The organism is Kribbella sp. NPDC056345 (assembly GCF_042262745.1).
In the GTDB taxonomy this organism is placed as follows: Bacteria; Actinomycetota; Actinomycetes; order Propionibacteriales; family Kribbellaceae; genus Kribbella.
In genome coordinates, this window is record NZ_JBHJQQ010000002.1 from 1,084,639 (window position 1) to 1,104,434 (window position 19,796).

Sequence of the window (19,796 nt, forward strand, 5' to 3'; positions counted from 1 at the left end):
CGTTCCAGCCCCGGCCGACGAGGGGATCGATGACAGAGACACCGAAGCCGAACGGGCGGGCGCGTTCCGAACGCCCGCCGACGATCCACGACCTGGCCGCGGAAGCCGGCGTCTCCCGCGGCACGGTCTCCCGCGTCCTGCAGGGTGGGCGCAACGTCAGCCCGGCCTCTCAGGACGCGGTCAATGCGGCCATCCGCAAACTCGGGTACGTCGTGAATCTCGCGGCTCGCAGCCTGGTCACCCAGCGGGCCGGCACGGTCGCGTTCCTGGTGTCGGAGAGGCAGGACGTGTTGTTCGAGGACCCGAACTTCATGACCCTGTTGCTCGGCTGCACCCAAGCTCTGGCCAAGTACGACGTACCGCTCGTCCTGATCACCGCCGGCACCGAGGCCGAGCGCCGACGGATCATCCCGTACTTCTCCGCCCACCACGTCGACGGCGTCCTGCTGTTCTCGTCGCACCGGGGCAATCCGATGATCGAGCACCTGCAGCGGGCCGGTCTGCCGTTCGTCTGCTGCGGCAAACCGCTCGGCCGGCACGGCGCAGTGTCGTATGTCGCGGCCGACGACCGCGAGGGCGCCCGCACGATGATGCGCTACCTGCTCGACTCCGGCCGGCGCCGGATCGCGACGATCGCGGGTCCACAGGACACCCCGGGCGGGGTGGAGCGCCTGGTCGGTTATCGCGAGCTGCTGAGCGAGTACGGCGTACGCCATGACAAGCGTCTGGTGGCGATCGGCGACTACAGCCGGGCGAGCGGCGCGGCGTGCATGGAGCAACTGCTCAGCCGGACACCGGATCTCGACGCCGTCTTCGTCGCGTCGGACCTGATGGCCGACGGCGCGCTGACCACGATCGGGCGGGCCGGCCTGAATGTTCCCGGCGACATCGCCGTCGCAGGCTTCGACGATTCGCCGGTCGCGACCGCCGTCCAGCCGCAGTTGACCACGATCCGGCAACCGTGGGACCGGATCAGTGAGTCGATGGCGCGCCAGTTGCTGGCCCAGATCGGTGGTGAGGGAGCGGCCACCGTGATTCTGCCGACCGAGCTGGTCGTCCGCGCCTCGGCCTGAGTGCCTCGACCGGGTTTGACAGTTCCTTGACAGCTGAGCGGGCCTTGGGCAACAACCGCCTGCGCCCTTCTACGGTTGGGGTCCGCCCCTTCTGTCCAAGGAGATGACTGTGGTGCACAAGCTTTGGCCACGCCCTCGCAAGCTGATCACGGCCGCCGCCGTCCTGTCGCTCGCGGCGGTCGCCGCGACCGGTGCGGGACCGGTTGCCCAGGCGGCCGACCGGCCGCCGAACCCGCTGCAGAAGCCGGGCTGGGTGCTCGACCGGCACGACGAGTTCAACGGCAGCCTGGACTCGAGCCTGTGGATCACCAACTACCTCGAGTCGCGCACGCCGCAGTGGCGCTCCGCGGCCAGATACGGGTTCCGGAACAACGCGCTGGTACTGCGGATCGACGACAACCAGCCGACGTACTACTCCGACGACAAGATGAAGGTGTCGAGTATCCAGACCGGGCAGCGCAACGGTCTGCACAAGAACAACCGGTTCGACCACTCGATCCCGACGGTGATGAAGTACACCGCGAAGTACGGGTACTTCGAGATCCGTGCGAAGACGTCGGCCCGGAGCGGTCTGCACGCCGCGTTCTGGATGATCGGCAAGCAGGACACCGCGAGTCAGTCGGCCGAGGTCGACATCCTCGAGCCCCCCGGCCGCACCCCGCGGAACTTCAATTTCGGCATGTTCAAGTGGGGCGACCCGAACGCACAGGAGATCCATCACAACATCGGGGTCGGCTTCGACATCGCCAGCGAGATGCACATCTACGCCCTCGAGTGGACCCCGACCCAGATGAAGTTGTACGTCGACAACGTGCTCACCAAGACGATGAACGTCTCGCCGGCCTATCCGATGGTGTTCCTGCTCGGCGTCTACGAGAACGCCGGCTGGACCGGCTCGGTCGACCCCTCGGACCGCCGGCCGAAGGAGTTCGTGGTCGACTACTTCCGCTCCTACCGCAGGCCGTGACGATCGCGGCGAGGGCTGACAAGCTGTCGTCCTGACGCTATAACGAGGTATGCGCGCGGCTGGAACGGACGACGACCGGTTCGGGCGGGAGCTCCGCCGCCTGCGGGAACAGGCGGGGCTGACGCAGCTCCAGCTGGCCACTCGTCTCGGCTACAGCCACACGTACGTTTCGAAACTGGAGAGCGGCGCCCGAGTGCCCCGGATCGCCTTCGCCGGCGGTGCCGACGAGCTGCTCGGCGCGGGCGGCTCGCTGGTCACTTTGGCGACGAATGCCCGAGCACGGCGTCAGCAGGAGAACGAAACGGTCGGGGTGCCACTTCCCCGGCCACCCGTCCAGAGCGAAGCCGTGTACCCGCAGCCGGTCCGGCGGTTCCGACTTCCGGCGTACGGCGTCATCTGCCCGCTGCACGGGACAGACGGCTGCACGGTGGCCACGGCTGCCGACGGACTGGCCGGCCTGGTCGGTGGCGAGCTGCAATCGACCGGAACCGACGCGGTGCACGTCCTGGCCGCGACGCTGGTCGCGGCGATCGAGGCGGATCTCCAGGGGCGCGGCGGGCAGTTCCTCGCGCCCCTGGAGCAGACGCTCAGAGCGACTGTGGCCTTGGTGCCAAAGGTGCCCGAGCCAATCGCGATGGCCATGCTCCGGCTCGCCGCTCTGTACGCCGATCGTGCCGCGTGGCTGCGGGTCGATCGCGGTCAGCGCGCGCTCGGGATGGCCTGGCTGCACCGAGGTGTGGAGTGGGCCTCGGCATCTCGGGACTACGCCGCGGCGTGCTCGACCCTCAGCTCGATGAGCAGCCTGGCTTTGCTGGAGCGCGACGGCGGTACTGCGGTGGCCTACGCGCAGGCCGCGGCGGCGGTCAGCGGCAGCCGCCGCTGGATCGCCGTACAAGCTGGGCTCGGCGAGTTCCGTGGGTACGCGCTGCTCGGGGACCAGCGAGAGGTCGCTCGGTTGTCCGGTGAGGTCTTGCGGGTCGCTGAGCGGCTCGGTGACGGTGACCGCGTCGAGGCGCCCTGGCTGTTCGACGCAGAGGGAGCGACGTACATCGCGTCGCATCTCGCAGGTGCCATGCGCGACCTGGCGGAGGCGACCGGAGACCGCGCGAGCGCGATTCGTGCCGTGACGTTCGCCGAGTCTGCACTGGCGAATCTGCCTGCCGGTATGCCGTCGAGCCGGCTCATGCTGACCCTGCGGCTGGCTGACAGTCACGCCTGTGGGGGTGCGATGGACGCCGCCGTGGACCTGGCTCGCCCGGTCGTCTCCGCGGCTCGCGCCGCGGGCAGCGTCCTGGTCGACAACGAGCTCGACCGGCTGCGGCTGCGGCTTGGAAGCCATCGCGAGGACCTGCGGGGCTGACCGCCGTCCGGCGACTTGACAGAGCTTGACAAGCGCTGTGCACGTGCACACAAGTGTCGCTCAGGTCTTGTCAGACCGATGACCATGCGCTTTCATCAGCAGTGCACTTGAGAGTGTGAACGTGCACAGACAATTGCGTGTCATTCAGGTTTCCTCCATTCCACAACCGCCCCTGCGGAAGGAGTTTCTCGATGATCGACGATTCCACCCCGGGTGTCTCCCGGCGAACCCTGCTGGCCGGTGCCGCGGCAGGTGCGGGTGTGCTCGCCCTGGGGTCCGCCCCGGCCCAGGCGACTCCGGAGGCCACCTTCGTCAAAGGCGCCGACATCAGCTGGATGCCGCAGATGGAAGCGAACGGCTACTACTGGAACAACAAGTCCGGGCAACGCCAGGACCTGTTCACGATTCTCAAGTCCTACGGCATCACCGCGATCAGCCTGCGTACCTGGGTGAACCCGTCCAGCAGTCCCGCCAACGGGCACTGCAGTATCGAGGAGACTGCCCGGATGGCTGCCCGTTGCCGTGACGCCGGCCTGCAGGTCCTGCTGGGCTATCACTACGGAGACACCTGGAACTCCGTCGGTGTGCAGAATCCACCGCGGGCCTGGGCGAACATGAACTACACCCAGATGCTCGGCGCCATGCGCAGCTACATGAACAGCTCGCTGAACGTCATCAAGGCCGCGGGAGTGACGCCGGGCTGGGTGAAGATCGGCAACGAGCAGAACAGCGGCATCTGCCGCCCGATCGGCAGTGTCAGCAAGCCCGCGCAGATGACCGGTCTGCTCAACGCGGCCTACGACGTTTCAAAGCAGATCTTCCCGACGACACCGGTGATGATCCATCTCGCGCAGCCGCAGAAGATGGACAGCATCCGCACCTTCATGAACGCGTACCGCGGCAATGGTGGCAAGTACGACCTGATCGGACTCTCGTCGTACGCCGCCGGGAGCAACGTCGCCCCGATCATCGGCAACATGCGGACCATTCAGTCCACGTACGGCAAACCGGTCATGCAGGTCGAGTTCGGCGGACCGGTGGGCCGCGCGACCCAGACCCGCGATGCCCTGCGGCAGTTCGTCAGCGGGATCAAGAGCTTCGGCGGTCTCGGCACCTTCTACTGGGAGCCCGAGGGGTACTCGCCCTTCACCGGCTACGACATGACTGCCTGGAACTCCGGCACCAGGCGGCCGACGGCCGCCCTGGACGGATTCCTGAACGGATAACTGTGGAGGATCGGAATGAACCCTGAGATCACGCGGCGCCGGTTCCTGGCCCGATCGGCACTGACCGCCGGTGGGGTGGCAACCGTACTGAGTGGTTGCAACGCCGGCACCTCCGGCTCGTCGTCGAACGGCGGCTCCGGAGGGACCGTGACGCTCATCGTGATGTACAACAACAACGAGCTGACCAAGGAACACATCGCGGGGTTCGAGAAGGCCAATCCGGGGATCCGGATCGAGTTCATCCAGACCGACGCCACCCGGCTCAACGCCATGCTTGCCTCCGGCAACCCTCCGGACCTGGTCCGGGCGACCGCCGTCGGCAGCGCGAACACCAACGCCCGCGGCCTGGCCGCCGACCTGACGCCGTACTTGGAGAAGAGCAAGGTACTGCGGGCCGACGACCTGCTCGAGGTCAACGACAGCTTCCGCTGGGACGGCAGCAGGATCGGCCAGGGGCCGCGCTACGGCATCGTCAAGGACTGGAGCCAGGATGCCACCCTCTGGTACAACACCAAGCTGTTCGACAAGGCCGAGGTGCCGCACCTGAGCGACACCGAGCCGATCGGCCATGACGAGTTGCTTGCCATGAGCAAGAAGCTGACCACCCGCAGCGGCGGCAAGGCCCAGGTCTACGGCCTCGGACTGGAGTGGGCCTGGAACCTGTGGGCACCGATCATGACGATGATCATGCAGCAGGGTGAGCAGGTCTACAGCGACGACCTCACCAAGGTCGACCTGAACACCGCGGCGGCCCGGCGCGCGATCTCCTGGTACGTCGACTTCGGCCGCGCGGGCGTCGGACCCACCTCACTGGATCCGCTGCCCGACGGTGCCGACCTGAGCACGTTCCTGGCGCAGCGGATGGCGATCACCCAGGACGGCTACTGGTACGGCGGCAACTTCGTCAAGGAAGCGGCCCTGCAGGGCAGCATCCGGATGGCGCCCGCGCCGGTGATGGGGGACACCCGCGTCAGCCCGACCTACGCGGGAGTGGGCGCCTACATCCCGGCCAAGGCCAAGCACAAGGACGAGGCCTGGAAGCTGATGGAGTACTTCATGGCCGGTCCGCCGGCCGAGGAGCGCGCCAAGAGCGGCTGGGGCCTGCCCGCGCTGCAGTCGCTGCTGCCGAAGCTCCCGCAGGACCTGCCGTACCAGAAGCAGGCCTTCGCCGTCGCGCAGGCCGAGCTGACGCACGCCAAACCGCTGCCGGACTCGCCGTACGTCACGAACGACACGTGCAGCAGCATCATCGACAAGCACCTGCAGCGGGCGATCAAGAACCAGGCGAGTGCGGAGGAGGCCTGCAAGGCGATCACCGACGAGATCAACCAGAAGCTCAAACAAGGCAAAGAGCAGATCGGCTGATGGCGGCGCGGAGCTGGTCGAGGTACTCGAACCGGACCTTCTACTTGTTCGTGTCACCCTGGGTGGCCGGGTTCCTGTTGCTGACGGCCGTTCCGCTCGGCTACGCGTTCGGGATGAGCCTGACCAACTTCGACGGCAGTTCGCCGCGCTGGCGCTGGATCGGGCTGCGCAACTACTCCGAGCTGTTCCGCGACGCCGACGCCTGGGCGGCGATGGCGCGGACGATCGGGTTCACCGCGCTCGTCGTACCGCTCAGCGTCGCCGGCGCGCTCGGGCTGGCAGTGCTGCTGAACCGGCGACTGAAGGCGGTCGGCCTGTGGCGGACGATCTTCTTCCTGCCCTCGGTCGTGCCGGTGGTCGCGATGGCGATCATGTGGAAGCTGGTGTTCAACCGGGACGCCGGACTGCTGAACGCGGTGCTCGGTGTGGCGGGCGTCGAGGCGGTCACCTGGCTGGTCGATCCGATGGCGTTCTACGCGCTCGTCACGGTCTCGCTGTGGGGGCTGGGGGGTGGCATGGTGATCACACTCGCTGCGCTGCAAGGGGTACCCCCCGAGCTCGAAGAGGCCGCTGTGATGGACGGTGCGGGCCGGTGGCACGTGTTCCGGCACGTCACCGTCCCGATGATCTCGCCGGTGCTCTTCTTTCAGGTGGTCACCGGCGTGATCGCGTCGTTCCAGATCGTGGTGCAGCCGCTGCTGCTGGCCGAGACCAACAGCATCGCCGAGGTCGGGAAGGTGCCGCGTGGCACGCATCTGTACATGGTCCAGGTGTACGAGGAGTTCTTCGCGTCGAGCCGCTTCGGCTACGGCTCGGCGATGTTGTGGGTGTGCTTCCTGGTGATCCTGGCGATCACCGTGCTCGTGCAGCGTTCCAGCCGGCTCTGGGTGTACTACGAGGTGGACAACGATGGCCGCTGAGACGAGCAGATCGAGCGCTGCCGGGCGCTATGTGTTGTTGCTGGCGCTGGCCGTGCTGTTCGCGGGGCCTTTCGGCTGGTTGCTGCTCGCCGCCCTCAAGACCCGGGCGGAGTGGGCGGCCGTGCCGGCCCGGATCCTGCCGAGCGAGGCGCAGTGGCAGAACTTCACCCAGGCCCTGACCGACATCAACTTCCTGGCCTACACGGCCAACTCGCTGTTCCTGTCCACCGTGTACGCCGTTCTGGTCACCGCGACCAGCGCGTTCGTCGGGTTCGGGTTCGCCCGGCTGCGTGGCCGCGGCAAGCACGCGCTGTTCCTGGTCGTGCTGTCGACGATGATGCTGCCGCAGATCCTGACGCTGCTGCCGACGTACGTGCTGTTCGCGCGGATCGGATTGGTCAACACCTACTGGCCGTGGGTCCTGTGGGGGCTCGGGGCCTCGCCGTACCTGGTCTTCCTGTTCCGGCAGTTCTTCGCGGCGATCCCGCGCGAACTGGAGGACGCGGCCATTGTCGACGGGTGCGGGTGGCTCCGGATGTTCGTCCGGATCTTCCTGCCGCTGTCATGGCCCGCGCTGGTCACGTCGCTGCTGCTGTCGTTCACCTGGACCTGGGGTGACTACATCGCTCCGGCGCTGCTGCTCGACGTCGACCACACCACCTTGTCGGTCGCGATCACCGCCTGGTACCGCGATCCGCGCGGCTCCGCGATCCCGACCGTCCAGGCCGCCGGTGCGGCGCTGTACATGATCCCGGTCCTGCTCATCTTCCTGTTCGCCCAGCGGTACTTCATCCGGAGCGTGGTCACGTCCGGAATCAAGGGATAACGGAGACCCTCATGAAGCTCGGAAAAGTCACCGCGGTACTCGCGACCGCAGCCGCTCTGCTGACGGCTCCCACCGAAGTGGTTGCCGTGACCGCCGATCCGATCATGCAGGGCGCGGATGTGTCGACCCTGCAACGGGCGGCCGACCTCGGCGCGAAGTACTACGACGCCAACGGCGTCCAGGCCGATCCGCTGGACATCCTGAAGAGCGCCGGCGTCAACTACGCCCGGCTGCGGATCTGGAACAACCCGCGCAGCGGCTACAACAACAAGGCCAAGGTCCTGCAGTACGCGCGGACGGTGAAGGCCAAGGGCCTGAAGCTGATGGTCGACTTCCACTACTCCGACACGTGGGCCGACCCGGGCAAGCAGTACAAGCCCGCGGCCTGGGCCAACCATGGGATCGGCCAGTTGCAGACCGACGTCTACAACTACACGTACGACGTCTGCACCAGCCTGAAGGCGCAGGGCACGACGCCGGACAGCGTGCAGATCGGCAACGAGATCAACACCGGCATGCTCTGGCCCGAGGGCCGGGTGAGCAACGGCAACTTCACGAACCTCGGTCTGCTGCTCAAGGCCGGCTACAACGCCACCAAGGCGTGCAACGCCGACACGCAGGTGGTCGTCCACACCGCGCGGGTGGCCAGCAACGCCCGCTGGTTCTACGACGGCATCCGGGCGCAGGGCGTCCGGTGGGACATCACCGCGCTGTCCTACTACTGCTACTGGCACGGAAGCATGTCCGGCATGGCCGGCGTCGTCTCCGACGTCAAGGCGCGGTACGGGAAGCCGGTCATCCTCGCCGAAACGGCGTACCCCTACACGACGGCCAACCACGACCGCACCGCCAACGTGATGAGCTCCGCGCAGCCGTGCTCCGGCTACTCGGCCAGCCAATCCGGACAGCAGGCCAACTTCGCGGCCGTGCAGAACACCGCCCGCAGGGCCGGTGCAACCGGAGTCTTCTACTGGGAACCCACCTGGTACGCCGTCCCCGGCAACGGCTGGAACCCGGCCGACATCAACAACTCCGGCAACGAATGGGAGAACCAGGCCGTCTTCGACCGCAACGGTCGCATCAACCCCTCGATCCGCTGGCTCCCGTGACAACACCACGTTCCGCGTGACGCCAGTAGTTCCGCCAGATCCACCCTTCGCCCCAAGGAGTCATCATGACCATGCAACGTCGTACGTTCCTCAAGGTGACCGCAGGCGCCGGCCTGACCGCGTTCGGCGCGCAGCAGGCGTTCGCCGCGGCCCCCACGCTGCTGGCCCCCGCCCCGACCACGCCGTTCGCGGTCGGCGTACGCCGGTACGACTGGACCCGTGGCAGCCGCCGATGCACCACGTACGTGTACTACCCGGCCACCGGCACTGCCGGCGGCAACCCGGTGACGAACGCGCCGGCAGCCAACGGTGTCTTTCCGATCTACAACTTCACCCATGGCTACGGCAGCAGCCCGCAGAACTCGCTGTTCATCATCCGCGCGCTGGCCTCGGCGGGCTTCGTCGTACCCGCCCCGCACTTCAACCACAACTTCGCTGACGTCAACAACGGCAACACGTCCAAGGACGTCTCGCAGATCCTCACCAACACCCGGGCTCTGAACGCGAGCGGTCCGCTCGCCGGACGGATCAACACCGGGATCGGTGTCGGGGTGTCCGGCCACTCGCTGGGCGGCATGGTCACGCACGGCCTGCTCACCCGCTGGCCCGACAGCCGGATCATCTCGGCCAACCCGCAGTCCTGCGTGGACATGGGCAACCCGTCCAGCACGGTCACGGCGAAGGTCCTGTTCGTCCACGGCGATCGGGACGGGACCACGTCGTACTCGTCGGCGCGGACGGCGTACAACGAGATCACCTGGCCGAAGGCGTTCATGACGTTCGTCGGTGGCAGTCACACCAGCTTCTGGAGTGACCAGCGCTTCCCGCGGACCGTCGTCGACTGGGCACGCTGGACCATGTACGGCGACACCGCCGCCCGGGACCGGCTCCCGGCCGACGCGTCCGGCTCGAACGTCCGGTGGGAATCCCGCCTCTGACCCCTCGAGCAGCCGGGGTACTGCCCGTTCACCAGGCGGGCAGTCCCCCGGCGTCCCCACCCTGGATGGCTCTGATGAAGCAGTCTTTCCGTACTCCGTTCGTCCTCTTCTGCGCGCTGATCGCGATCGCGGCCGCGCTGGTCCCCGGGCAGTCGGCCGCGGCGCCGACGTACGCCGGCTATCTGTTCTCGTACTTCACCGGCGAGAACACGTCCGCGGGGGAGCAGGTCTACTTCGCGCTCAGCCAGGGCAACGACCCGACCCGGTGGCGTCAGTTGAACGGCGGCCGGCCGGTGCTGACGACCAACGTGGGTACCCGTGGCGCCCGCGACCCGTTCATCATCCGCTCGCCGCAGGGTGACAAGTTCTACCAGATCGCCACCGATCTGCGGATGTACGGGAACGGCAACTGGGACCAGGTCCAGCGGACCGGCAGCAAGTCCATCGTGGTCTGGGAGTCGACCGACCTGGTGAACTGGAGCGCGCCGCGGCTGGCCCGGGTCTCACCCGGCACTGCGGGCAACACCTGGGCTCCGGAGGCGTACTACGACGAGACCCTCGGCAAGTACGTCGTGTTCTGGGCCTCGAAGCTGTACTCCACCAGCGACCCGAACCACACCAGGACCAGTTACAACCGGATGATGTACGCGACGACGTCGGACTTCCGCACCTTCAGTGCTGCGCAGGTCTGGGTGGACAAGGGCTACTCCACCATCGACTCGACGTTGACCAAGCACAACGGGACCTACTTCCGCTTCACCAAGGACGAGCGCACCTCGACGCAGTCGCGGTGCGGGAAGTTCGTCCTCGCCGAGAAGTCGGCGACCATCCTCAACCGCAACTTCTCGTTCGTCGCCGAGTGTCTCGGCAACAACGCGATCCGGCAGGGTGAGGGACCGCTGGTCTTCAAGTCCAACACGGCCGAGCGGTGGTACCTGTTCATCGACGAGTACGGCGGCCGGGGCTACGTCCCGTTCACCACCACCGATCTGAACGCGCGGCAGTGGACGCCGGTGACCAGCTACAGCATGCCGGGACGACCGCGGCACGGCACCGTCCTGCCCATCACCCAGGCCGAGTACGACCGCCTGCTCCAACGCTGGGAGGCATCATGAGCTTACGACCCATCATCGCAGGACTGACCGCCCTCGCAACCGTGACCGCCGCCGCCATCCAGGCGCTGCCAGCGCACGCGATCTACGGGACCGCGGACATCAAACCGATCGAAAGCAACATCGCCACCAAGTTCTGGGCCTCGGCCACGGCGAGCAGTGGGACGGGCACCGCCGAGCAGGCCATCGACGGTGATCCCACGACGGCCTGGGTGCCGGACAAGCCGGGCACTCAACGACTGACCGTGGACCTGGGCGGAGCCTACGACAACCTGCGCAAGGTGCGAGTGCTGCTGGCGGATCCGCGCGCATTGAACAAGTACGTCGTGGACGCGTCGTCCGACGGCCGACGGTGGTCCCGCATTGCCGACCGCTCGGACGACCGGGTTCGTTCGCGTGGTGCCGTTCACCTGTTCACCCGGCCCGGAACGCGGTACGTGCGCCTCACCCTGATGGGCTCACCGGCCGGGGTCAGCGAGTTCGAGGTGCTGAACTACCTGCGCGACGACGTCGTACTGGGCTCGGACCTGTCGTGGGTGGACGATCATCAGGACCGGCAGTACTGGGTCGATCCGCTGGGTGCGAACCGTGGCGCCGGGCCGCACCTGCTGGACGTGGTGAAGGACCGCGGCATGCAGTTCACCCGGTTGCGGATCTTCAACGAGCCGAGGAACGAGAGCACGGGGGAGCTGAACGCGGTCCCGCGCCAGGGGCCGGATCGGTCCCTCACATCGGCCCAGTGGATCAAGCAACGGAACCTGGGACTCGGGATCGACTTCCACTACGCGGACTCATGGGCCGACCCGAGCAAGCAACCGAAGCCACGGCGATGGGCCGAGCTGGAGTTCGACGATCTGACCCGCTCGGTGTACGACTACACGGCCGGTTATCTGCGCCGGCTGGCGGCGCAGGGCACGGTCCCCGATAAGGTTGCGGTCGGCAACGAGATCATCAACGGATTCATGTACGGCAGCGAGGCCGCACTGATCGGTACGACGGCGCCGCAGTACTTCGTCGACCAGGCCTCGGTCTATCAGTCCCAGCCCGGTGGTGGCCTGCTCTGGAAGTACTGGGGATCGACCGATCCGGTCGAGCAGCGGCTCTACAACGAGTCGTGGGATCGCTTCACCACGCTGGCCGCGTCCGGTATCAAGGCCGTCCGCGACACGTCACCGCGGTCCAAGGTCGAGATCCATGTGATCGTCGGCACCGGGCGGCTGGCCAAGACGATGGAGTTCTGGAACCAGTTCCTGACCCGGGTCAAGGCCAAGGGCCAGAATCCCGACGTACTGGCGATCTCGTACTACCCGGAGTGGCACGGTACGCCGGAGGCCCTCGAGCTCAACCTGCACACGCTGGCCAAGACCTATCCCGGCTACGAACTCGAGGTCGCCGAGACCTCGTATCCCGCGTCCGGCGGCAACGGGGCCCCGATGCCGAACTCGCCGTTCCCGCGCACGATCCAAGGGCAGGCCGACGCCATCCAGCGCGTCTTCCGGACCGCGAACGACGTGGTCGACAACCAGGGCGTCGGTGTCCTGGTCTGGGAGCCGTCCGGCTGGCAGACGATGTTCCGCGCCGTACCGGAACTGTCGAACACGTGGGAACCGCATGCATCGATCAATGTGTACAACGCCAGCCGGGCGAAGCACGTCCTCGAAGACACCGTTTACACCACCACTGCGGTAGGCGGTGCACCGAAGCTGCCGCGCACAATCCAGGTGCTCACCACCGCGAGCAAGCGGATCGCCCCTGTCCCGGTCCGCTGGCAGACGTTGCCGCCGGGAGCAACCGATACTCCCGGCCAGGTCACCGTCACCGGAACGACCAGCAGAGGACAGGTGAAGGCCGTCATCGACGTGGTCGGGCGCGAATCCCAGTAGTAGCTACCGAAGTGGTTGTGCGGTTACTGGGCGGTTGTCAGGTTTCGCAGGCGGTGTTTGGCGGCGCGTTCGACGAAGAGGGGGATGAAGTCGCGGATGGGGTTGTCCTCGAACTCGGGGCGGCTGTCGGCGACTGCTTGTTCGACGGTGCTGGGGGCGAGGTCGGGGAACGCTTTCACGAGTCGCTCGACGGCCTCGGCGATGGCACGGTTTTCTTCTGAGCGGTTCATGTTTCTACCGTCCATCGCGGAGGACGCCGAAACAAGTCGTTCATGAAGAGTTCACCATCAGCCGACGTGGATTCCTGGCCGATGGGCCGGGTTCGGCTCGTGCTGGCGGATGATTTCGCGGACGACGGGGGCGGTGTCGCCGCGGCCGAGGATGAGGTAGCGCAGGAGGTGGCTGAGGGGGTTGCCTTCGGACCATTCGAAATGGCAGTGCGGGAGGACGTCGGTGGTGTCGCGGAGGGCGAGCAGGATGGCGGCGATGGCGTTCGGTACGGCGGGGCTGTCCGCGCGCAGCACGCGGTAGCCGTCGACCTCGACGCCGCGTACGCGCAGTACGTCGCTGAAGGTGGAGGGATCGACGACGTCGATCTCGAGGAAGAGGATGTCGGTGCGGTGGGGGACCGGGTCGGCGTCGCGGACGTCGGCTTCCTTGGCGGCGTACTCGGCGGCGTCGCCGGCCTGGCGCTGGTTGGCGATGATGTTGAGGATGCCGTCGCTGCGGATCGACTCGGTGATGAAGGCGCGGGCGTTGTCGTCGAACTCGATCCGGTCGGCGCGGAGTTCGGTCGTGCGGGCGACGCGTGAGATCAGCGAGACGGTGATGATGCCGGCGATGAACAGGCCGGAGATGGCGATGCCGTCGGGCTTCTCGATGATGTTCTCGACCAGCGCGTAGAGCAGGATCAGGGTGAGAACGGTGAAGGCGATACTCGCCTTGCGCTGCCGCTTGCGCAGTGCCGAGATGGCGACCGCGACCGCGCCGGAGACCATCATGACCAGGATGCCGGTCGCGTAGGCACCGGCCTGGGCGTCGACGTCGGCGCCGAAGGCGATGGTGATCGCGATGCTGATCGCGGTGTAGACGAGCACCACCGGACGAACGGCGCGGCCCCATTCGGGGGCCATCCCGTACGACGGGAGGTAGCGCGGCACGATGTTGATCAGCCCGGCCATGGCTGAGGCGCCGGCGAACCAGAGGATGAGGACGCTGCTCAGGTCGTAGGCCGTGCCGAAGGCTTCGCCGAGCTTCTCGTGGGCCAGATAGGCCATCGCGCGGCCGCTGGCTGCGCCGCCGGGCTCGAACTCCTTGGCAGGGATCAGCACGGTGGTGATGAAGCTGGTCGCCAGCAGGTAGACGCTCATGATCAGGGCGGCCGCGGTGAGCAGCTTCTTGGTGTTGCGGATCCGGTTCGCCAGCCGCTCCTGCGCGGTCTCGCCGCCCGCGGCGACCAGCGGCATCATGCTGACCCCGGTCTCGAACCCGGACATTCCCAGGACGAGCAGGGGGAACGCGAGGATGGCCGGCCCGATAACACCGCCGAAACCTTCCCGGCCGTCGGTCAGCGCGTTGACCCAGCTGTCGAACGCCCCGGGGACCGTAGCGACGTCGTACAGGCCGACGGCCACGATCGCGGCGTTGAGGAGGAGGAACACTCCGACCAGCGGGATCGCGACACCGACGGCTTCGCTGAAGCCCATCAGGAAGACGCCGCCGAGGATGAGGAGCAGTACGACGGTGATGAGGACTTCCTGGCCGTGCAGGAAGTCCGGGGTGTATGGGTTCTCGACCAGGTGCACGGTGGCGTCGGCCGAGGAGAGCGTGATGGTGATGATCCAGGACGTCGCGACGAAGCCGAGCAGTACCAGGACGAACAGTTTGCCGCGCCAGAACGGCAGCAGGTTCTCCAGCATCGCGATCGAGCCCTGCCCGTGCGGACTCTCCTTCGCCACCCGCCGGTACATCGGCAGCATGCCGAGCAGCGTCAGGGCAACGATCAGCAACGTTGCCAGTGGCGACAGTGCGCCGGCTGCGAGCGCGGCGATACCGGGCAGGTACGACAGCGTCGAGAAGTAGTCGACGCCGGTCAAGCACATGACCTTCCACCAGGCCTGCGGCGGCGCGTGCCCTTCACCTGCTTCCGGCCCGACCGGTTGCACCCGATGCTGCAGGAGCCAGCCGGTGACCCCGCGCGCTCCGGCTGACGGGTCGCCTGGGCCTTTGACGGTGGCGGGTACGACGTACTCGTCTTGAGAGCTCACGCGGGCCAGAATGCACGATTCGTGAGAAACCCCGTAATCGGTGTTAGAGCCTTGTGAGAATCGCCGAACGGGCTGGTGACAGGCCAGATCTGAGCCGGGTGGCAACGGATAATTCCGGCCCGAACTACTACGTGGTACCGTGTAGCGGTACTCTGTGCTACAGAGTACCGAAGGGAGGGCTCGCGATGGACGACCTGACCGAGATGCTGAAGGGCACGCTCGAGGGGTGCGTGCTGGAGATCATCGGTCGTGAAGAGACCTACGGCTATGCCATCACGCGGCGGCTGAACGAACTCGGCTTCGCCGATGTCGTCGAGGGCACGGTGTACACGATCCTGCTGCGGCTGGAGCGGAACGGGCTGGTGCAGGTGACGAAACGGCCGTCCGAGCAGGGACCACCGCGCAAGTTCTTCGCGCTCAACGACGCGGGACGCGCGGAGCTCGCGACGTTCTGGGCGAAATGGGCCTATGTGAAAACACGGATCGACAAGCTCAAGGAGGGCGGGAGATGAACTTCTGGGAGACCATCACCGGCAGCGATCTGACCAGGGAGTGGAAGGCGTTCGAGGCCCGCGCCGAGGCGCTGCCGAGCGACTTCCGGGCGGCGTGGGACGAGATCAAGACGCACCTGTCGCCGTACTCCGATTTCACCGGCCGGAACCTGATGCCGATTCTGGACGGTGCGTTGGGGCTGCTCGAGGAGTCCGCGGCCGACGGGCAAACCATCTACCAGGTGGTGGGTGACGACATCGAGGCCTTCAGCGCGGCCCTGGCCGGCGGTGAAGGGGCCCGGAGCTATCGCGACCGTTGGCGTGAGCAGTTGAACAGGAACGTCGCGCGGAAACTGGACCGGCTGGGAGGCTGACATGGGGATTCAGGACATCATCGAAGGCAAGCGGCAGTGGCGGGCGCACAAGGCGCGGGTGAAGGCGCTGCCGCCGGACTACCAGATCGTCTACCAGGAGATTCAGCGGTACCTGTTCAAGGTCGGTCCGGTCGACCTGGTCGATGGTCAGCTGCTGCAAGAGCTCGTCGACTTCTTCGCGGAAGGGGCCGCGTCCGGTCAGGGAGTCCTGCAACTGATCGGCACCGACGTCGCCGCCTTCAGCGACGGCCTGGTCAAGGACTCCCGCACCTACGCGGACGTCTACCAGGAATCCGTCAGCAAGAAGTCCGGCACCGCTGAGAAGTAGGCCGTGGCACGATGAGCGGGTGACAGATGACGGGAACCGCTCGGCGGATCGAGAGCGGCTCGCAGAGGCCGAAGCGGAGGCTGAGGCGGAGCGCATCCGCCAGGACGTCGAGGACGCCGCAGACGATCCGGCTGCCCAGGGCGAGTGGATCCGGCAGTCGAACCTGACGTACGGCGGTCTCGCGGCCGCCGGGCTGGTGATGGTGCAGCCGTTCCTGACCGAGGCGTCACTCGACACGTCGGCGCTGGTCTGCGTCATTGCCTTCGCGGTGTCGATTCCGCTGCTCGCAGCCCTGCTGGTCCTGAACCGGCAGGAGGAGTTCCGGCGCCGCACTACCAAGTCGGTGTCGGTCGCGATCGCGAAGGCGATCGCCCAGGCCTCGGCCTTCGCCGGTATTGCGGCCGGCTTCTGGCACATGTCGCTCATTGCGGGAATCGTGTTCCTGGCGATGGGGTGTATCGCGGTCGGAGTGCATTCCTCGGGGTATGTGCAGCTCGAGTACGACTCGAGATTCCGCGCGAGATTCCGCCCCGGCAAGTCGCGTCCCTGACGCTGGGCCCGGCTGAGGTCGAGGGCCAGGGCTGCCGTCCGGGTGTACGACTCCTACCCAAGATCCCGCGGCCCTGCCGGATCATCCAGGCGATGGGAACGTCACGATCCGACGATAGGGAGGCGCCGATGACTCGCGCGCTGATTGCGTTGCTGGCGGTTCAAACGGCCATGGTCGGTGTCTGGGGCTCGATCTGGCCGATGTCGTTCTACGAGGACGGTCCGCTGCCGTTCCTCGATACCGGGTGGACCGCCCTTCTGCCGCCGTACAACGAGCATTTGATGCGTGACTACGGTCTGATGAATCTGGGGTTCGCGGTCGTGCTGTTCTCCACGCTCGCCACGATGACCTCGTCCCTTGTACGGCTGAGTATGGTGGCCTATCTGGTGTTCGCAGTGCCGCACACAATCTTTCACCTGATGCATCTGGAGCACCTCTCCACCGGCGGCGCGACCGGCCTCGCGATCACCCTCGGTCTGACGGTTCTTCTGCCACTGATCGTGCTGGTCCTGAGCAGGCGTCGAGGCCTGGCCGGTACTCCGATCAGCTAGCGTCACAGTTCGCGGAAGCCTGTTGTCTTACCGGGCATGAAAGAGAACCGGCTTGGGGAGTTCATCAGGGCCCGGCGCGATCTGCTGAGTCCGGCCGATGTCGGTCTGGCCGGGCCGCGGAGCCTGCGGACCAGTGGGCTTCGCCGCGAGGATCTGGCGACGCTGGCCGGCATCAGTGCCGACTATCTTTCGCGGCTGGAGCAGGGGCGGGAGCGCAACCCTTCGCATCGGGTGATCAAGGCGCTGGCCGAGGTTCTGCGTCTGGACACGGAGGCCACGGAACACCTGCATCGACTTGCGCACCCTCCACTGGCGGACGCTGCCTGTGCGGCCGACGAAGTCAGCCCGGAACTCGGGCGGATGCTCGCGGCCTGGCGGGGTACGCCGGCCATGGTCCTTGGCCCGGAGCTGGACGTTCTGGTCGCCAATCCGCTGGGCACAGCCCTCTACTCTGTGGCCGGAACGCAGTCCAACGCGCTCTTGTTCATGTTCCTCGATCCGCAGGCCAAGGAGTTCTTCGTCGACTGGGAGATCGTCGCGCGCCGGACTGTTGCCGCCCTGCACGCAGGGGCCGCCGTCAGGTGTGGCGTCTCGGCACGACGGCAGGCGATCGTACGACGGTTGTGCGCCGAGAGCGCCGATTTCGCGCGGATGTGGGCCAAACACGAGGTGCGGCAAACGAAGTACGAGAGGATGCGCCTCCGGCACCCTGTGGTCGGTGAGCTTGACCTGACCTACCACACGCTACGGGTGAACGAGGCGCCCGGACAGCTGCTCAAGGTCTACCAGGCCGAGCCCGGAAGCCCCACAGAGAAGGCGTTACGCGAGCTCGCCTCGGGGAGGAACCTGTAGCTCAGAGGCTGTGGACCAGGCCGCCGTCGCACCGGACTGCCGTTCCTGTCATGTACGACGACAGGTCGCTGCACAGGAAGGCGCCGACGGCAGCGAACTCGTGGACGGCGCCGAACCGGCGCATCGGGACCTCGGCGGCCTCCTCGGCCTGGATCTCGGCCGCGGGCCGGCCCGTCCGGGCAGCCTTGGTCGCTTCGACGGCGTCCCGGCGGGCGGTCCGGAATCCCCCGGCCAGCAGGAGGTTGACGGTGACGCCGTCCGGTGCGACCTGGGTTGCGAGGGTCTTGAGGTAGCCGGCGAGGGCGGGGCGGCCGATGTTCGACAGGGTCAATGCGGGCAGCGGCTCCACGATGTTCGTGGCCGAGACTGCCAGGATTCTGCCCCAGCCGCGCTCGCGCATCCCGTCCAGCACGAGCGACACCATCCGCTGCTGTGGCCGGATCACCGAGGCGACCGCCGTACCGATGTCCTCTGTGGTGACGTCCAGGGCGGTGGCCGGTTTCGGTCCAGGGCCGTTGAGGACCAGGATGTCGACCGATCCGAACGCATCTGAAGCGGCCTTGATGATCTGTTCAGGTCCGCCGTCACTCAGCATGTCCACGCCGACACCGATTGCCGATGGCAACTGTGCGGCGATCGACTTGGCCAGCTCGCCTCGGCGCCCGGTCACCACGACGTTCGCGCCTTCCGCGGCAAGCGCCCGGGCCAGACCTTCGCCCAGCCCGGACGTGGACGCGCACACGACCGCGGTCCGGCCGGCAATCTTCAGATCCACGAACCTGCTCCTTCGATCTCGACGCGACCCGGCTGGGTTCCCCGTCAGTAGTTAGACAGGACAGCCCACCGGATCGTGACAAGCCGGGGCAGGTGGCGGTCAGCGGGAGAAGTGGGTGATCACGCGGTCCAGGCGCACACCGTCGACGGTCAGGTCGACCGCCTCGTTCAGGAAGGCGACCAGTCCCATCACCGGGCGCAAGGCGACTGTGGGGAAGTCGTACGACCACGCGAGGTCAGCTTGATCTCCCACCGACCAGTACTCGCTGGTGCGGCCTTTGTAGGGGCACTGTGTCCGAGTCGCGCTCGGAGTGAGGTGCTCGAAGTTCACTGCGTGGCGGGGGAAGTAGTAGCGGGTGGGCAGACCTGTTTCGAACACCGTCACCGTTGTGGCGGATTCGGCCAGGACCACGCCGTCGAGCTCGACCTTGACGTGCCGCGACGAGCGCATCGGGTCGACCCGGTGGTACGGGCTTCGCGGGTGCACCCAGACCTGGTCGTCCTCCTCGAACCAGGCGTCCATCGCTTCCCAGCCGAAGGTGACGTGCCCGGGGACGAGGCCGTCGTCGTACCGGCGGGCCAGTCCGTGGCCGGCGTCGTGGATCCGGGCCAGGCCACGGGGCTGCTGCTCGACCTGGCCGGTGTCGTGCAGCAGCCCGTCCGCCACGTCCTCGATCGGGATGTAGTACGCCGGGTAGCCCGGCCACTCCCACAGGTAGAGGGCGTTGGTGGTGTCAACGACACAACGGTTGGCGAGCATTGCCCGGATCCGGCGGGGGACCGGCGCGGTGTGATCCACCGGCACGATCATCGGAGGGAAGTCGTTCATA

21 protein-coding genes are annotated in these 19,796 nt (G+C 66.9%); 17 read left to right on the forward strand and 4 right to left on the reverse strand.

Annotated features, from left to right (window positions below; all coding sequences use genetic code 11):
* Positions 1–29 precede the first annotated feature (29 nt).
* The 11 genes from ACFCV3_RS10690 (at position 30) to ACFCV3_RS10740 (ending at position 12,779) form a co-directional block, all read left to right on the forward strand.
* Positions 30–1,073 (forward strand): LacI family DNA-binding transcriptional regulator, encoded by a 1,044-nt coding sequence (locus ACFCV3_RS10690; protein ID WP_376028526.1) that lies wholly within the window; start codon positions 30–32, stop codon positions 1,071–1,073.
* Between the two features lie 109 nt (positions 1,074–1,182).
* The gene (locus ACFCV3_RS10695; protein WP_376028528.1) at positions 1,183–2,040 is read left to right on the forward strand and encodes a glycoside hydrolase family 16 protein; all 858 of its coding nucleotides are present in this window, start codon (positions 1,183–1,185) and stop codon (positions 2,038–2,040) included.
* A gap of 49 nt (positions 2,041–2,089) precedes the next feature.
* Positions 2,090–3,400 carry a helix-turn-helix domain-containing protein gene (locus tag ACFCV3_RS10700; RefSeq protein WP_376028530.1) on the forward strand — a complete coding sequence of 437 codons (1,311 nt, stop codon included), beginning with the start codon at positions 2,090–2,092 and terminating at the stop codon, positions 3,398–3,400.
* Between the two features lie 191 nt (positions 3,401–3,591).
* Entirely contained in the window at positions 3,592–4,626 is a 1,035-nt protein-coding gene (locus ACFCV3_RS10705; RefSeq protein WP_376028533.1) for a glycosyl hydrolase 53 family protein, read from the forward strand.
* A 15-nt stretch (positions 4,627–4,641) separates the two neighbouring features.
* Complete coding sequence (locus tag ACFCV3_RS10710) at positions 4,642–5,991, forward strand: ABC transporter substrate-binding protein (protein ID WP_376028535.1); 1,350 nt, start codon at positions 4,642–4,644, stop codon at positions 5,989–5,991.
* Positions 5,991–6,911: a carbohydrate ABC transporter permease gene (locus tag ACFCV3_RS10715; RefSeq protein ID WP_376028537.1), complete on the forward strand. Its 921-nt coding sequence runs from the start codon at positions 5,991–5,993 to the stop codon at positions 6,909–6,911. Before ACFCV3_RS10710 ends, ACFCV3_RS10715 begins: the two co-directional genes overlap by 1 nt.
* The gene (locus ACFCV3_RS10720) at positions 6,901–7,737 is read left to right on the forward strand and encodes a carbohydrate ABC transporter permease (protein ID WP_376028538.1); all 837 of its coding nucleotides are present in this window, start codon (positions 6,901–6,903) and stop codon (positions 7,735–7,737) included. The genes ACFCV3_RS10715 and ACFCV3_RS10720 overlap by 11 nt, the downstream gene beginning before the upstream one ends.
* Positions 7,738–7,748: 11 nt before the next feature.
* Positions 7,749–8,846, forward strand: coding sequence for an arabinogalactan endo-beta-1,4-galactanase (locus ACFCV3_RS10725; RefSeq protein ID WP_376028540.1), 1,098 nt, complete (start codon positions 7,749–7,751; stop codon positions 8,844–8,846).
* A 65-nt stretch (positions 8,847–8,911) separates the two neighbouring features.
* Positions 8,912–9,784 carry an alpha/beta hydrolase family protein gene (locus ACFCV3_RS10730; RefSeq protein WP_376028543.1) on the forward strand — a complete coding sequence of 291 codons (873 nt, stop codon included), beginning with the start codon at positions 8,912–8,914 and terminating at the stop codon, positions 9,782–9,784.
* Positions 9,785–9,858: 74 nt separating this feature from the next.
* Positions 9,859–10,899: a glycoside hydrolase family 43 protein gene (locus tag ACFCV3_RS10735; RefSeq protein ID WP_376028545.1), complete on the forward strand. Its 1,041-nt coding sequence runs from the start codon at positions 9,859–9,861 to the stop codon at positions 10,897–10,899.
* Positions 10,896–12,779, forward strand: a complete 1,884-nt coding sequence (locus ACFCV3_RS10740; RefSeq protein ID WP_376028547.1) for a glycosyl hydrolase 53 family protein — start codon at positions 10,896–10,898, stop codon at positions 12,777–12,779. The genes ACFCV3_RS10735 and ACFCV3_RS10740 overlap by 4 nt, the downstream gene beginning before the upstream one ends.
* A gap of 23 nt (positions 12,780–12,802) precedes the next feature.
* Here ACFCV3_RS10740 and ACFCV3_RS10745 read toward each other — a convergent pair whose 3' ends face one another.
* Together ACFCV3_RS10745 and ACFCV3_RS10750 are read right to left on the reverse strand one after the other, a co-directional pair.
* A complete protein-coding gene (locus ACFCV3_RS10745) occupies positions 12,803–13,009 on the reverse strand; it encodes a three-helix bundle dimerization domain-containing protein (RefSeq protein ID WP_376028550.1) in 207 nt (68 codons plus the stop codon).
* Positions 13,010–13,066: 57 nt separating this feature from the next.
* Positions 13,067–15,046 carry an amino acid transporter gene (locus ACFCV3_RS10750; RefSeq protein ID WP_376028553.1) on the reverse strand — a complete coding sequence of 660 codons (1,980 nt, stop codon included), beginning with the start codon at positions 15,044–15,046 and terminating at the stop codon, positions 13,067–13,069.
* A gap of 185 nt (positions 15,047–15,231) precedes the next feature.
* On the opposite strand from ACFCV3_RS10750, the gene ACFCV3_RS10755 reads away from it, so the two are divergent.
* From ACFCV3_RS10755 to ACFCV3_RS10780, 6 genes are all read left to right on the forward strand, one after another.
* Positions 15,232–15,558, forward strand: a complete 327-nt coding sequence (locus ACFCV3_RS10755) for a PadR family transcriptional regulator (protein ID WP_376028554.1) — start codon at positions 15,232–15,234, stop codon at positions 15,556–15,558.
* A complete protein-coding gene (locus ACFCV3_RS10760; protein WP_376028557.1) occupies positions 15,555–15,911 on the forward strand; it encodes a DUF1048 domain-containing protein in 357 nt (118 codons plus the stop codon). The genes ACFCV3_RS10755 and ACFCV3_RS10760 overlap by 4 nt, the downstream gene beginning before the upstream one ends.
* A gap of 1 nt (position 15,912) precedes the next feature.
* Positions 15,913–16,239, forward strand: coding sequence for a DUF1048 domain-containing protein (locus tag ACFCV3_RS10765; protein WP_376028559.1), 327 nt, complete (start codon positions 15,913–15,915; stop codon positions 16,237–16,239).
* Between the two features lie 19 nt (positions 16,240–16,258).
* Positions 16,259–16,789: a hypothetical protein gene (locus ACFCV3_RS10770; RefSeq protein WP_376028562.1), complete on the forward strand. Its 531-nt coding sequence runs from the start codon at positions 16,259–16,261 to the stop codon at positions 16,787–16,789.
* A gap of 128 nt (positions 16,790–16,917) precedes the next feature.
* On the forward strand, positions 16,918–17,340 hold the full coding sequence (locus ACFCV3_RS10775; protein ID WP_376028563.1) for a hypothetical protein: 423 nt from the start codon (positions 16,918–16,920) through the stop codon (positions 17,338–17,340).
* Between the two features lie 36 nt (positions 17,341–17,376).
* Positions 17,377–18,192, forward strand: a complete 816-nt coding sequence (locus ACFCV3_RS10780) for a helix-turn-helix domain-containing protein (RefSeq protein ID WP_376028566.1) — start codon at positions 17,377–17,379, stop codon at positions 18,190–18,192.
* A 1-nt stretch (position 18,193) separates the two neighbouring features.
* Here ACFCV3_RS10780 and ACFCV3_RS10785 read toward each other — a convergent pair whose 3' ends face one another.
* Together ACFCV3_RS10785 and ACFCV3_RS10790 are read right to left on the reverse strand one after the other, a co-directional pair.
* A complete protein-coding gene (locus ACFCV3_RS10785; protein ID WP_376028568.1) occupies positions 18,194–18,967 on the reverse strand; it encodes an SDR family oxidoreductase in 774 nt (257 codons plus the stop codon).
* 99 nt (positions 18,968–19,066) lie between these two features.
* Positions 19,067–19,795 (reverse strand): DUF427 domain-containing protein, encoded by a 729-nt coding sequence (locus tag ACFCV3_RS10790; protein ID WP_376028569.1) that lies wholly within the window; start codon positions 19,793–19,795, stop codon positions 19,067–19,069.
* Position 19,796: the final 1 nt, after the last annotated feature.

What these genes read in the sequence shown, in the direction of transcription:
- ACFCV3_RS10775 (WP_376028563.1), top strand. Translation starts at nt 16,918, where the DNA reads ATGACTCGCGCGCTGATTGCGTTGCTGGCGGTTCAAACGGCCATGGTC.
- ACFCV3_RS10720 (WP_376028538.1), top strand. Translation starts at nt 6,901, where the DNA reads ATGGCCGCTGAGACGAGCAGATCGAGCGCTGCCGGGCGCTATGTGTTG.
- ACFCV3_RS10710 (WP_376028535.1), top strand. Translation starts at nt 4,642, where the DNA reads ATGAACCCTGAGATCACGCGGCGCCGGTTCCTGGCCCGATCGGCACTG.
- ACFCV3_RS10765 (WP_376028559.1), top strand. Translation starts at nt 15,913, where the DNA reads ATGGGGATTCAGGACATCATCGAAGGCAAGCGGCAGTGGCGGGCGCAC.
- ACFCV3_RS10735 (WP_376028545.1), top strand. Translation starts at nt 9,859, where the DNA reads ATGAAGCAGTCTTTCCGTACTCCGTTCGTCCTCTTCTGCGCGCTGATC.
- ACFCV3_RS10745 (WP_376028550.1), bottom strand. Translation starts at nt 13,009, where the DNA reads ATGAACCGCTCAGAAGAAAACCGTGCCATCGCCGAGGCCGTCGAGCGA.
- ACFCV3_RS10700 (WP_376028530.1), top strand. Translation starts at nt 2,090, where the DNA reads ATGCGCGCGGCTGGAACGGACGACGACCGGTTCGGGCGGGAGCTCCGC.
- ACFCV3_RS10755 (WP_376028554.1), top strand. Translation starts at nt 15,232, where the DNA reads ATGGACGACCTGACCGAGATGCTGAAGGGCACGCTCGAGGGGTGCGTG.
- ACFCV3_RS10740 (WP_376028547.1), top strand. Translation starts at nt 10,896, where the DNA reads ATGAGCTTACGACCCATCATCGCAGGACTGACCGCCCTCGCAACCGTG.
- ACFCV3_RS10690 (WP_376028526.1), top strand. Translation starts at nt 30, where the DNA reads ATGACAGAGACACCGAAGCCGAACGGGCGGGCGCGTTCCGAACGCCCG.
- ACFCV3_RS10760 (WP_376028557.1), top strand. Translation starts at nt 15,555, where the DNA reads ATGAACTTCTGGGAGACCATCACCGGCAGCGATCTGACCAGGGAGTGG.
- ACFCV3_RS10725 (WP_376028540.1), top strand. Translation starts at nt 7,749, where the DNA reads ATGAAGCTCGGAAAAGTCACCGCGGTACTCGCGACCGCAGCCGCTCTG.
- ACFCV3_RS10715 (WP_376028537.1), top strand. Translation starts at nt 5,991, where the DNA reads ATGGCGGCGCGGAGCTGGTCGAGGTACTCGAACCGGACCTTCTACTTG.
- ACFCV3_RS10705 (WP_376028533.1), top strand. Translation starts at nt 3,592, where the DNA reads ATGATCGACGATTCCACCCCGGGTGTCTCCCGGCGAACCCTGCTGGCC.
- ACFCV3_RS10780 (WP_376028566.1), top strand. Translation starts at nt 17,377, where the DNA reads ATGAAAGAGAACCGGCTTGGGGAGTTCATCAGGGCCCGGCGCGATCTG.
- ACFCV3_RS10730 (WP_376028543.1), top strand. Translation starts at nt 8,912, where the DNA reads ATGACCATGCAACGTCGTACGTTCCTCAAGGTGACCGCAGGCGCCGGC.
- ACFCV3_RS10790 (WP_376028569.1), bottom strand. Translation starts at nt 19,795, where the DNA reads ATGAACGACTTCCCTCCGATGATCGTGCCGGTGGATCACACCGCGCCG.